The sequence below is a fragment of the Streptomyces sp. NPDC005492 genome (assembly GCF_040605995.1).
Taxonomy (GTDB): domain Bacteria; phylum Actinomycetota; class Actinomycetes; order Streptomycetales; family Streptomycetaceae; genus Streptomyces.
Genome location: NZ_JBEXDX010000090.1, coordinates 1 through 12,714, shown reverse-complemented (window position 1 = coordinate 12,714; position 12,714 = coordinate 1). Strand labels below are relative to the sequence as shown.

At 65.7% G+C, this 12,714-nt stretch carries 10 protein-coding genes and 2 pseudogenes; 10 read left to right on the top strand and 2 right to left on the bottom strand.

All coding sequences use genetic code 11. The features are described 5' to 3' along the window. The 7 genes and pseudogenes from ABZT04_RS45185 to ABZT04_RS45155 all read left to right on the top strand — a co-directional run. A pseudogene (locus ABZT04_RS45185) lies at positions 1 to 183 on the top strand (MerR family transcriptional regulator); the annotation flags it as partial. 456 nt (positions 184 to 639) lie between these two features. Next, positions 640 to 1,293: a hemolysin III family protein gene (locus tag ABZT04_RS45180; protein ID WP_356066349.1), complete on the top strand. Its 654-nt coding sequence runs from the start codon at positions 640 to 642 to the stop codon at positions 1,291 to 1,293. A gap of 230 nt (positions 1,294 to 1,523) precedes the next feature. Further along, positions 1,524 to 1,634 (top strand): annotated as a pseudogene (locus tag ABZT04_RS45175) (PRC-barrel domain containing protein); the annotation flags it as partial. Positions 1,635 to 2,175: 541 nt separating this feature from the next. Then, positions 2,176 to 2,535, top strand: coding sequence for an ANTAR domain-containing protein (locus tag ABZT04_RS45170; protein WP_356066344.1), 360 nt, complete (start codon positions 2,176 to 2,178; stop codon positions 2,533 to 2,535). Positions 2,536 to 2,865: 330 nt separating this feature from the next. After that, complete coding sequence (locus ABZT04_RS45165; protein ID WP_356066341.1) at positions 2,866 to 4,020, top strand: N(5)-(carboxyethyl)ornithine synthase; 1,155 nt, start codon at positions 2,866 to 2,868, stop codon at positions 4,018 to 4,020. 181 nt (positions 4,021 to 4,201) lie between these two features. Continuing rightward, positions 4,202 to 4,405 (top strand): hypothetical protein, encoded by a 204-nt coding sequence (locus ABZT04_RS45160; RefSeq protein ID WP_356066338.1) that lies wholly within the window; start codon positions 4,202 to 4,204, stop codon positions 4,403 to 4,405. A gap of 373 nt (positions 4,406 to 4,778) precedes the next feature. Next, positions 4,779 to 5,273 (top strand): hypothetical protein, encoded by a 495-nt coding sequence (locus ABZT04_RS45155; protein WP_356066336.1) that lies wholly within the window; start codon positions 4,779 to 4,781, stop codon positions 5,271 to 5,273. Positions 5,274 to 5,707: 434 nt separating this feature from the next. On the opposite strand, the gene ABZT04_RS45150 is transcribed toward ABZT04_RS45155, so the two are convergent. Next, positions 5,708 to 7,195, bottom strand: a complete 1,488-nt coding sequence (locus ABZT04_RS45150; RefSeq protein WP_356066333.1) for a glycosyltransferase family 39 protein — start codon at positions 7,193 to 7,195, stop codon at positions 5,708 to 5,710. A 564-nt stretch (positions 7,196 to 7,759) separates the two neighbouring features. Here ABZT04_RS45150 and ABZT04_RS45145 point away from each other — a divergent pair. From ABZT04_RS45145 to ABZT04_RS45135, 3 genes are all read left to right on the top strand, one after another. Continuing rightward, on the top strand, positions 7,760 to 8,005 hold the full coding sequence (locus ABZT04_RS45145) for a lactococcin 972 family bacteriocin (RefSeq protein ID WP_356066346.1): 246 nt from the start codon (positions 7,760 to 7,762) through the stop codon (positions 8,003 to 8,005). A 263-nt stretch (positions 8,006 to 8,268) separates the two neighbouring features. Further along, a complete protein-coding gene (locus ABZT04_RS45140; protein WP_356066331.1) occupies positions 8,269 to 10,380 on the top strand; it encodes a hypothetical protein in 2,112 nt (703 codons plus the stop codon). 43 nt (positions 10,381 to 10,423) lie between these two features. Further along, positions 10,424 to 11,083: an ATP-binding cassette domain-containing protein gene (locus ABZT04_RS45135; protein ID WP_356066328.1), complete on the top strand. Its 660-nt coding sequence runs from the start codon at positions 10,424 to 10,426 to the stop codon at positions 11,081 to 11,083. A 795-nt stretch (positions 11,084 to 11,878) separates the two neighbouring features. Here ABZT04_RS45135 and ABZT04_RS45130 read toward each other — a convergent pair. After that, positions 11,879 to 12,238: a hypothetical protein gene (locus ABZT04_RS45130; protein ID WP_356066326.1), complete on the bottom strand. Its 360-nt coding sequence runs from the start codon at positions 12,236 to 12,238 to the stop codon at positions 11,879 to 11,881. Positions 12,239 to 12,714 lie beyond the last annotated feature (476 nt).

Sequence of the window (12,714 nt, the reverse complement as noted above, 5' to 3'; positions counted from 1 at the left end):
CGCCGCTACTCCCGCTACCAGTTGCGCATCGCCGCCCGCGCCCGGGAACTCGTCGACCACGGGACCCCCATCGAGGCCGCCTGCCGCATCATCGTCCTCGAGGACCAGCTCGAAGAAGCCCAGCGCATCAACGCCGAACACCACCGCACCGCGGAATCGGCGAAGCCGACGAACACGGCCTGAGACGGGGCCTGCCGACATCGGCGGGCGCCCCCGTACAACCCGGCCCCGATGTGTGACGTGATCGCTTTCCCCACGCTCTCGGCGTGGGCGTTTTGTTGTGTTGTGCCGCAAGGCCCAGGGCGATCACCGCCGCCTTCCCCATGGAGTAGGAAGGTGTTGACGGCGGATCAGCGAGGCCGGAGTGGAAACGGCTGCGGAACACCATGCCTGCGACGTGGCAGTGGGGTTCGAGAGCGACCTCCGGGAATGGCGTCGGGTTCCGTCTTTTAGCATGACCCCGTGATCATCGGTGACGCCCAGGAGTCCGAGGGAGGACGAGGAGCTGTGCCCCGCGACGCCGCCGAAGCCGAATACATCCGTATCGCCTCAAGGCGTGGAGAACACCGCGAGGCCGAGCCGCCCGTTGTCGGAGAGCAGGACGACGAAGCAGGGAAGAAAGCTCATCCGGTTGCCGCTCTGACGGAGCGGGCGGCCGGCCTGGCAGAACCGATCAAGCCGAGGTTGCGTGGCTGGCTCCACGCCGGAATGGTCCCCGCCTCACTGATCGCAGGCGTCGTTCTCGTCTGCCTGGTTCGCACTCCGCAGGCGGCCTGGGCCTGCGCCGTGTATGCGGTCACCGCCTGGATGCTGTTCGCAACGAGCGCGATCTACCACCGTGGCACGTGGGGGCCGCTCGGCGAGGCGTTCCTGCGACGTCTCGACCACGCCAACATCTTCCTCATCATCGCCGGCACCTGCACCCCCTTGGCAGTGCTTCTCCTCCCGCCGGACGAGCGGTCCGTTCTGCTGTGGATCGTATGGGCGGGCGCGGTGGCCGGCATAGCGTTCCGGGTCCTGTGGGTCGGAGCCCCGCGCTGGCTGTACACCCCGTGCTACCTGGCCCTGGGATGGGCCCCCGTGCGCTACCTGCCCGACTTCCTGCACACCGGCGGAGCGGCCGTACTCACCCTGATCGTGGTCGGCGGTCTCCTCTACAGCGCGGGCGCGGTCGTCTACGCCCTCCAGCGTCCCGACCCCTCACCCCGCTGGTTCGGCTTCCACGAGGTGTTCCACGCTCTGACTGTGGCAGCCTTCGGCGCGCACTACGCCGCCATCTTCCTGGTCACCTGACCGCGACACCGCGACAGTGCTCCGACCGCGCCCGCTCATCGCCCACATTGCCGCGCGCCGGACCGTGACGGGCCGGGCTGTCGCCGAGGCATCGCTCGGCACGTGAAAGCCGTCCGCTGTCCTGCCTGCAAGCCGGTTGCTATGAACGGTGTGACGCTCCGTGGAGAGGTAGGGATGGAGGAGAAAGTGACGCCGGCGGTCTTCATCCGACCTGCGACGGAGGGGCTGCCGTGTTCGAGGCGCAAGACATCAGAGAATGGCGAGGCCACGACGTGGTCGACCATGAGCGGCACAGGATCGGCGTCCTGGAGGCGGTCTCTGTGGACACGGCCACAGGCCAGCTCGCGCGTTCGCGACAGTCATGGCCTACGAGACAAGAAGCAGGTTCGAGGAACCACCCTCGATCGGCACGGACGGCGAACTGCACACGGAGGACGAGGAGACGGTTTCGCGCACTCCGAGGTCGCCTACGGAATGGGTGGGAGCGGCGAATGTCGCCTCGCCTGCCGCTGATGCTCCCCTGCCGTTCCTACGCTGAAGTGGTGCAGTTCGGGCAGTGGCCGCCGGTGGTCGTGGGCTGCAATGTCTGCGACCAGTTCGCGTACGGTCGCAGAGCTCCGGCTTCTGTTCGACGCTCTCCAACCGCTTCCGCATGTGGACTCGCGACGGGGCCTTCCAGACCCATTGGACGAGATGATCGCGGAAGTGGCGCTCGCGGGCTCCAAGACTGGGGCGGCCGTCGCCGGGCGCTCGACGACGGCCGCCTGCGCACGGACCTGCCCCCTTGCCACGGGATCCGCGCGCACTGATCGTCCTCGGGGCCTTTGGGGCGACGCGGGAGTGGGCCCCAACTCGAACAGGCCGGGAGGACGTGGGCCGGAGTTGTTCACGTCCCTCGGGGACGAGGGCTCGGGCCGCTCGACGGTGTCTCTCCCGACCCGAGGGCACGGGGTCGGTAGTCTCGGCCGGTCCCTCGCGGACTTCACCGCCGTCATCCTGGAGCGCTCCCGCGAGGCCGACCGGAGCCGGACGCTCACCGCCCAACTGGAGCACGCACTGACCAGCCGCGTGGTCATCGAGCAGGCCAAGGGCGTACTCGCGACCCGGCGTGCGATGACCCCGGACGAAGCCTTCGACCGGCTGCGCAAACATGCCCGGTCACGCCAGCGACCGCTGAGGGACGTGGCTGGTGAGGTGGTCGCGGGATACGCGGATCCCGAGCTGACCGATCCCGTGTCGTGACGCCTCGCGGTTCCGGTCCGCCGAGGCGCCCACGAGTGCTTCGCGGGTCGAACTCCTGTCTGATCCTTCACTCGTCGTAGTGCCGATCCCGTCTCGATCTCCACCGCCCCGAGCGCCGCCAGGGCTCACTCGGTCAGCGTTTTAGGCCGCCGGCGGCGAGGGTGTCGCGGTGCACTACGGCAGCTCGGACCGGCGTTTCCTCGCTTGTCGGATGTCAGTTGAAGGTGCCTGGGTTGGGTGCCCATCAAGGCGCCCGGCCCAGAGGAGCACTGCCGATCCGGGCCGGCGCACTCCGGGATGTGTTAGACAGGTAGTAATCAAAGGGGTATTTTGCAGCAGCTCAAGCTCGGAATCATGTCGCAGACCCGGAAAGAGAACGAGCACCGTCTGCCGATCCACCCAGCGCACTTCGAACGCATCGACGTCGACCTTCAGCCCAGCATCTATCTGCAGACCGGTTATGGGGAGCACTTCGGTGTTTCGGACCGTCAGCTTGCACCGTGGGTCGCCGGTTTTCGCTCACGCGAGGAGCTGATCGCGGAGTGTGACGTCATCCTGCTGGCCAAACCGTTGCACGAGGATCTGGCGGAGCTGCGGGACGGGCAGGTGTTGTGGGGGTGGCCGCACTGCGTGCAGGACGAGAAGGTCACGCAGGCCGCCATCGACCGTAGGCTCACTGTGATCGCCTTCGAGGCGATGAACCACTGGACCCGGGAGGGTACGTTCAGCCTGCATGTTTTCCACAAGAACAACGAGCTGGCCGGCTACTCGTCGGTGCTGCATGCCATGCAGCTGACCGGGGCGACCGGTGACTACGGGCGCCGGCGGCGTGCGGTCGTGATCGGCTTCGGCGCCACCGCCCGCGGCGCGGTAACCGCGCTCAGCGCGCTGGGCGTTCACGACGTGGACGTACTGACTGCCCGCAGCATCGCCGCCGTCAGCTCACCGATCCACTCGGCACGGATCGTGCACTTCGACCACGACGTGGCCGACGACACCCTCGACCCGCGGCGCAGCATCGCGCTCACTGAGGACGGTCCGGAGCCGCTGGCCGAGTTCCTCACCGGGCACGACATCATCGTCAACTGCGTGCTCCAGGACACCGCGGCGCCGCTGATGTTCCTGATAGAGGAGGACCTGCCGAAGCTCGCGCCCGGCACCCTCGTCATCGACGTCTCCTGCGACGAGGGCATGGGCTTCGCCTGGGCTCGGCCTACCACCTTCAACGACCCGATGCTCACCGTCGGCGACCACGTCCACTACTACGCCGTGGACCACAGCCCCTCCTACCTGTGGGATGCGGCCACCTGGGAGAACAGCGAGGCGCTGATCCCGTTCCTGCGTCCGGTCCTCGAAGGACCGGACGGCTGGGACGGTGACCGCACGATTCGCCGAGCGATCGAGATCCGCGGCGGCACCGTCCAGAACCCCGCGGTCCTGGCCTTCCAGCACCGCGCCGAACAGTACCCGCACGCGCCGCTCTGAACCGACGCCGTCAGCCTTCCGTGAGCTGTGGCTCGTACGTCGCCGACTTCCCGGACCTTGCGTCGCTTCTGAGGACAAGACCGTGAGACGAAATGGCGTGTCCCCGGAATGAGACAGCCAAGAACATTCCGGGTCGCTACGGCGAAACGGGACATTCCAATTGAGGGCCTACAAACTCAGCATGGATCTCTCCTCTGAACAGATGCCAGAACTACGGGAGTTGGCCGGATCGCGTGATGTTCCGGCCGATGTGGCGCTTCGAGCACGGATCGTGTTGTGGTCCGGCGAGGGGCGGCGGCGCAAGGACATCGCCGAGCTCGCCGGTTGTGAAGAGAAGCGCCGCGGCGGGCCGCGTACCCAGGTGCCGCCGCAGGTGCGGGCTTGAGTGATCGTTTTGACGAGGAGGCCCCCGTCGGCGGGATCCGGCCTGTCGCACTGGTCGACGCGGACACTGGCCGACCATCTGAAGCGGGGGAGGGCATCTCGGTGTCCTGGCATTGCACTCGGGGACCGGCCGGGGAGGGAGGATCTCCGAGGCCGGGCCTCTCCGATGGCATCGAACCGGCCGTCGAGCGCGGGCGCGGTCCGGACCGTGAGCGGCCGCAGGCGCCATGTCCCCGGCGGCACCTGCGGCGTAGAGAACGATGGTAGGTCCCAGTCCCCGGCCGGTCGCTCTTCGGTGGAGGCCGTAGAGGTGTGCACCTCGGTCCGGCCGTGACTCGCTCCGTTCGTCATCACGAACACCGGGGACAAAGTCGATGGGACACACCGTCCACCTCGTGGGACTGCCCTACACCCAGCGCCAGGACCAGGGCGATTCCGCAGACGCGCAGAAGGCCGGGGTGGATATCACCCTCTGCCTGGAACTGCCCCGTGTCACCGACAGCAACATGGCGATGGTGCAGGTCGCCCGCGCGGTCCTCACCGCGATCGGGGCCCCTGCCTGGATGCTGCGCGAACTCGCCGAGACAGCCCGTGTCGCTGCTCAGTACATGGTTCTCCACAGCACGGCACCGTCCTACCAACTGCTGCTGAACGCGGACGAGGACGGAGTCACGGTGGCCCTCACCGACTACATGCCACCAGCCCTCACTGCCCCGTCGGCCAGGCAGCCGGTGCCGCACGACAACCGAGCCGAACGAAGGGAAACCTCGGCGGTTTCCACCGACGGCATGCAACTCCACCGCACCCCGGACGGTCACCTACGGCTCAGGACCGAAAGCCGCTGGACGAAGCCGGGCCCCTCGGCGTGACCCCCGGAACCACGAACCGCTGTTCAACACTCCGCCGTGCGTGAGCGATGCGTGAGCGGACGGTGTGGCAGGAGCCGTCCTGCCGTGGACCGAGCTTCCTGACGAACCTGTTCTGACCTGGTGGTTCCGGACACCGAGTCAGGGTCCGGGACCATCCAGCAAGATCCAGCCAGGACTTTTAATCCATTGGTTGTGGGTTCGAGGCCCACAGGGCCTACGGATGTGGGGGAGGGGTTACCCCTTCTGACCTGCTACGCAGCGCTCGGGTCGGCTTCGGTCGGGTCGGGCGCTGCGTCGTTCGCGGGGCCTTGCGCGAGCGATGCGTGAGCGGATGTGCCGGGGACGCTCCGCATCGGCGTCGCCATCCGTCTTCCTTCGTGAAGCCCTTGCCCGTGTCCCGTACGTGACGCTCACGGTCAACCCGGCCGCGTAGATCATCGAGTTGCTCCGAGCCGCTCGTACACCGTCACCCTCCGACCGCGGACCTGCTCGTCCGCTAGCACCGTGAAGTACTCCCTCAGCACGGAGATCTTCACCCTGTCCCGTTCCGCCGACACCGGCTTCGCCGCCTTCGTTGCGTCCGTGACCAGGAGGATCCGCCGCTGGGCCAGCATTGCGGCCTGTATCCGAGGTGGGCTGGCCTCCACCCCCTTTAGCGTTCCGGACTCCTCTGGGCTCTCCGTCAGAGCGATGTCCCGCAACCCGGTAAAGGCGTCCGGAGAGACCAGCTCGGTGTCGCGCCGCGCCGCCGGAATGAAGAGGACCGCGTCCCCGGTCTCCTTCAGGTGCCGCACGTCTGCTGCCACTGCCAGTACGTCGTCGACCCGGCTCGACGGAGACCGCTTGGCAAGCGATTGCGGCAGCAGCGCCACCATCGATACGGCGACCACCACGGGGAGAATCCACGTCGATGCCCTCGGAAACCGCGGTGTGGCTGCCTGTACCGCCGCGCCCAGCCCGGCACCGATCAGCAGCGCTAGACCCAGCAGGCTGAACAGAACGTACCGGTCCAGGAACAGTGGCTGGACCAGCGAGAGGCCGATCAGGCCGATCTGCGGCACGGCCAGCAGTGGCAGCCCGACGGCCGCCACCGACAGTCGGCCTGCCTGCGGCCGATTCAGTAGTGCTGCAAGGCCGCCGATCGCCAGCAGGACCGCCGGGCCGATCATCATGTGCCAGGTCAGCGGCGGTATCCAGGAAATCTGTGTGGACTGGCCTCGGCTGAACAGGATCAACGGCAGCACACATGCCGTAGCGGCCGCCGACGTAGCCGCCCAGCGACTCCAGATCCCACGCCGGGCCTGGGTCCAGATCAGGGTCGCCGAGTGCGCAGGCAGTATCAGCAACGACAGCCAGTTCAGTAGCCCGCACAGCAGGATTGTGCCGCCGTAGGCCGCCCAGCGCATCGCCCCGACATGTTCCTCGAACACGGTCGCCAGCAGTAGCGTCGAGATCGCGGCCGCAGCCGTGACCAGTGCGTACGGGCGGCCTTCTTGGAGATAGAACTGCACGGCCGGAAGCAGCCCGAACGCCAGCCCTCCCCCCAAGCCGACTCGGGTCCCTGCCAGCCGGCGGCCGATGACCGCCACACAGGCAGCCGCCACCGCCATCGCCAGCACGGAGGGCAGCCGCAGGGTCGTGGTACTGGGCCCGAAGCATGCGAAGAGTCCATGCATGAGCAGGTAGTAGAGCCCGTGCACGGCGTCGACCTGCCCCAGCATGTGCCAGATGTCGACTGCTGGCCGCTGGGCCACCTGCCAGGTCGCGGCCTCGTCCCGCCACACACTGTGCTGCCGGGACAGCCCCCACAGGCCGAAGGCGAGAGTCCACAGCGTCGGGATCACCCAGACAGGCAGGCGGCGCCGGAGAACGATGGGCCATATGGGCAGGCGGCGCCGGAGAACGGCTATATGGCAAAACATGAAGGTGTTCAGGCCCCGGGGTTGCGGTACGGACCGAAGTCAGCGGATTACGGACGTGAAGGAGGACTATCGGACCGGCTGTTGTGTAGCGCGAAGCACCAGAGAGACGCGAAACCAAAACTGACCGGGATAGCAGGGGGCATAGTCTGCGTTGTTTCGGGCCTCGTCGACAACTGGTGTTCCTGGAGAGGAACACCACTGCCCGGGTGCTGCGGCGTGACCGGAGCTGTCACCGAAGCCTCAAGCTGCCATGCGTTTTGGGCGGGAATATCACCCATTACTTCAGCTTTCAATCGATATTCATGTCCCATCAGTGACAATGGAGCCATCGGTTCCGCAAGGCGATGGATTTTCGCCGCTACCGACCTGAACGTCCGTATTTCCCGCCCTTTTTCGGCCGCGGCTGGATTGTAATGTTGCCTGGATCACACATTTATTCGGTTGCTCGCGACCGCCCTCTGCGATCATGCTCTTGACCTGTCCAGATCAACAACACATCATGAGGGGTCAGTTTTGAGACTCACCAACGGGGTTAAGGCCGCAGTGGCGGGCGCTGCCATCGTCATGGCCGCTGCCACTCCGGCGCTGGCGTCTGTCAGCGCCGGTGGCGGCACATGGGCTTACGGCGTGGGCTGTTGCAGTGTGTGGTCGAACTACAAGCACCCGAGCGTCAACCACTCGTCTTCGGTTCACGGCAACTACTGGTCCTACAGCGCCTGCACGTCGCCCGGGTCGTGGTCCCTGGCTTCCGCCGAGGTGGACAGCTCTTCGGTTGGCTCGTCCTACTGGGACAAGGGTTGCTCGAAGTAGTCTCGCGTTCGCGGGCCTTCCAGTAGTCGCGGTCAGTCTCACGCAGCCTGCGTGCAGGATTACCGTGTAGGCCGAGAGTCCAGTAGCTCTGCTACAAGGACTCTCGGCCGCCTTGCGATCCCACGCATCGGACAAGGCTTTCCATGGCTAAATGTTGCGTGCCCCGGTACCAGATGTTCGGACCGTACCCCCCGGCCGCGTCGTTCATGGTCCCAATGTTTCAGAGATGCTTGCTTCCCCAAATGCCCTGATCTAGGAAACGAATGCTGCACCGAGGAATTAAGTTCGTCCACGCCGCTGTGTTGGCCTTCTCTGCAGTGTTGGCGTTCCTGTTTGTGCGGGGGCTGGACGAGGACGGGGTGCTGGGCAACTCGGCTCTGATTTGGGTGTTCGACTCCGACGATTCGGCGAGCGGTGCTCAGGTCGCCCAAGCGATCGCGTCGTTCTCAGCCGACCACGGAGTCACGGTGGCTCGTGAGGTACCCGATATGAGGGACCCCGACGGCCACCGGCATCTTTATCTGGCCCCGGGCAATCGGCAGTCCGGTGCGGGATCGTGGCTGGACCAGGGCTATCCGGCGTTCAGCCGGAACTACACGACGGACGTGCATCCGATCGCCGAGATCGGACAGCGTGATCCGCGGGGCGAGTACTACGTGTTCGGGTCACCTGCCGCCGCCGACGCGCTGGTTGCCAAGCTCGCCGACCTCGGCCTGCGTGCTGGGGTGACCCACCCTCTCTCGTACACCACACTGGCTGTCGCCTTTACCGGCGGTGTCCTGGGCTGGTCCTTCTGGGTGGTTGCTCTCGCCGCGGTGACGATGACCGGCGCGAGCGTGCTGCTCAGCGCAAAGGCATACGGGGTCCTGCGGTTGCAGGGCATGTCTTTCACGGACCTCCTTGTTCGTGATCTGAGGCAGCTCGCGGCGTCCTGGTCGGTAGCAGCCTGTGCCGTGGCAGCCGGGACGCTGGCTTTCCTGGGCTTCTACAACGGCCTTGCCTGGCTGGGGATGTTCGCCACCATCACAGTGGGCCTAGCCGGCCTGTTCACTCTTCTGGTGCTGGCGGCCCACGCGGCCGTGCTCGCCCTCACCTTCAAGGTTGACGAACTGCGCGCGCTCAAGGGGGAACTGCCTGCCCGGGCAGCATCCATCAGTGTCTACTTGGTGCGTATCCCCGCACTGCTCCTCGCCCTCAGTATTGCCATGGACGTCGCAACTGCGGGGCAGGACGTACTGGTGCGCCAAGAGAGCCGGAAGGTTTACGCCGAAGCGGGTGATGCCGTCACCATTCGCCTCAACGGCAGCCTGCCCAGCGAAACGGACCAGGTGATCAAGGAGGTGGGTCCGTGGCTGCGCCGAGCCGACAGAGAAGGAAAGATCATTCTGGCCGGGCGCCGGGATCTCCAGAGCCTTGCCCAGCACTCACAACTCCCGCCGGGTGAGGTGCTTTTCGTGAATGATGCCTTCCTCGCGAAACAGTCGGTCCTCGACCCGACAGGACGGCGCTATACCCCCGTTGCCCAGGACGGCAAGGCACCGGACACGCACCCCGTGCGGCTGATCATCCCCGAATCCCTCAGCCGACAGACGGCGGCCATCGCCGCAGCGATCCCCGAGGTGTTGTCTTCGAGTTTCAACCGGCGTACGCAGCTGGAGACGCTCCCGGCGAAGAGCGGCCAGCGCATCTTCGCCTATAACCCCGGAAACCAGGTCTACAACGCAGCCCACAGCCCGAAGGAGGACCGCTCCCTGGTGCGCGACCCGGTCCTCGTCGTGGTTCCCAACGGCTCGACATTCCTTTCCGACGACGGCTACACCGCATTCGCCACCCAGGAAGGAGTCGTCTTTCCCGACCCCGATGACGTCCTGAATGCCATCAAGGGGAACAGCGCGAACAAGCTGCAGACCTATGTGACAGCGATGCGCCCCGTCGGCCAGAACTCCGCCCTGAAACTGCGGGATGCCGTCAACGATTTTCGAGTGCAGCTCTTCAACCTCTTGCTGGCTGTGACCGTCCTCCTCATCGCCGGCGTCGGCGTCTGCATCATCTACTCGCGCAAGAATGCCCAGACCATCTTCGTACGACACATCAGTGGCTGGAGATACGCGGTCACCCACCGCTTCATCCTCAGCATAGAGGTGGCCCTTGCGGTCCTCCTTGCCACGCGGGTTCCTCTCGAAACATGGTCGCAGAACCAGGAGTTGGAGAAGCTAGCTGCTGCCGGCACCCCTCTCCCGCACCCACTCGTCCACCTCACCGAACTGGATCTCAGCATCATCGCTGGGCTGGTCGCTGTCGAATTCAGCGCTGTGCTGCTCGCACTTGCAGTCTTCCACGGTCGCATCGTCAGAGAAGGGGCGACCGAAGCGTGAGCCCCGCAAACGCGATTCTCTTCCACTCAGCAGGAGCACTGTCGTGATCGATATCGAGAACCTTTCGAAGTCTTTCGGCTCCCGGGCCCTGTGGTCCGATGTCACCTTCACCGTCGGTCGCGGCGAGATGCTGGCCCTTGTCGGCCCCAGCGGATCGGGCAAGTCCACCCTCCTCAACTGTCTCGGCCTGCTCGACAAGCCGAGCGCCGGGGCGATCCGCCATGACGGGAAGGACATCACCCGATTCGGCCGACGTGAGATTCGTGGATTCCGGCGTGACATTCTCGGCTACCTCTTCCAGAACTATGCCCTGATCGAGAACGCGACCGTCGCCGACAATCTGAAGGTGGCGGTCAAACCACGGCGTTCCTCACGAGGCGAGACGGCGGGCACGGCTATCACCGAGGCCCTCGATCGCGTTGGATTGGGCGGGCGGGAGAAGGAGAAGATCCACCATCTCAGTGGCGGAGAGCAGCAGCGCGTGGCCCTCGCTCGCCTCATTGTCAAACGGCCGGCCCTCGTGCTCGCGGACGAGCCGACCGGTGCCCTCGACCATGAAAATGCCACCATGGTCGTCGACATCCTCCGCGAGATGAGCAAGGCCGAATGCGCCGTAGTCATCGCCACCCACGACGAGCGCGTCCAGGATCGATGTGACACCGTCTTCGCTGTGAACAAGTCGTCGCTGGTCAACTCTCCATGACGGTTGGCATGCGGGCTGCCTGACAGACATGTTGACGCTGACTCAGGACATGGCCTCGATTCATCGGTGGGGTTTGGTCGTTGAGTGGCCCGGCGGGTCGCCCGTAATGTCCCTCGCCGTGTGAGGGTGGCGCCGTGCGTGGCGGGCGCGGCGGGCGGGCAAGTGGTAGAGGTCAGCAGCCGCAGCCAGGCGTCGAGATCGGCGGCGAGGTTTGCCGTGAGCATCCAGCTCGCGTTCGTTTCCCCGGACTTGGACGGCAGGTTCACAAGTCCCATCGCCTTGTTGGTGCGCACGCGGTCTTCGACCTCGGCGTGATCGCGGTGGAGGACGCCGAGGAACTGCACTTGGTGGGTGCCGGCGATGTGGCCCAGGTGCCGGATGTTCGTTGCGGTGAACGAGTAGCGCCAGCCGGTCTTCTGCTCGAACGCGGTCGCCGATGTTTTCGGATGGCGGTGGAGGGTGCGGACAGGCGCGGTAGCCCCACTGCTGCGTCGAGTGGGCGAAGGGCTCCATGCGTGCGCGATGCGTGAGCGGACTGTCCGGCACGAGGGCTCATGAGCAGGACCGAGTAAGAAGAAGCGGGTGTCGTAGGGTTCGAATCCTGCTGTCGACACACCTGGCGCGCGGACACCGCACCAGCGTCCGGAACCACCCAACAAGCTTTGGCCAGGACTTTTTATGCCATGGGTTGTGGGTTCGAGTCCCACAGGGCCTACCACGAAGCCCCAGTTCAGAGACGGTCTGGACTGGGGCTCGTGCCGTTTTCGGGTGACCGGTTTCCGTCGCCGTGGTCGCTCAGTGGTCGGAGTAGCTGAAGTCGCCCATGGTCCAGGCGCTGACGTCGTCGATCGCGACCCGGTACATCCCGCCCGTCTCCGGGATTCCCACCGTGCCCTGGAGGATCCGGGCGACATGGAAGTGCAGATGAGTGGGCGGTCCGTCCTTCTTCGCGGGGGTGTCGAAGACGGCGGAGAACTCTCCCAGGTGGGCGGAGTCCGTCAGCACCTCCGACACCCTTCGCCTCCACACGGCTTCGGGAGCCAGCCGGCCGGTGATGACAGCGCCACCGGTGACCACGGTCAGGGACATCTGGTTGCTCTGCCCGGACTCCACCACGGTGGCGACGTCAACGAGCAGCTCGTCAGGCTTCGACATGGGGGAGATTGTATTTGCTGGCCATCCGACTGCTTCAGCGGTGGCCCAGGGGGCAGGTGCGGCTGACTGCCTCACTGTCGAACACGCGGAAATCTGTGTTTGTTGGAGTAGACATTGGGGCGTGGGCGTGTTTATGGTTCTCTCGTAGCTCAGAGAGACAGTAGGGCCGGGCAGACACGAACTGCCGGGCAGCAGTACCAGCAGGTGCAGTACGAAGGACGGTGCGGTGGTGGAGTCGCGAAGCCAGGTTGTTGCAGGACGGCGACGGGACTGACGACCGCACCGGGTGGCCCGCGGTGATCAGGGGCCGCCGTGAGCAGTACCGCAAGTGCAGTTCGCATCACCAGCAGTTCGCAGTACCCGTCAGGTAGCAGTTGATCTCAGAGGGAAGAACGGAGGAACAGAGCGCCATCAGGATCGCCCGGGCCGGCACATTGAACCCGGGTACCGCAGGACATCGATAGTGAGGTGGTCTC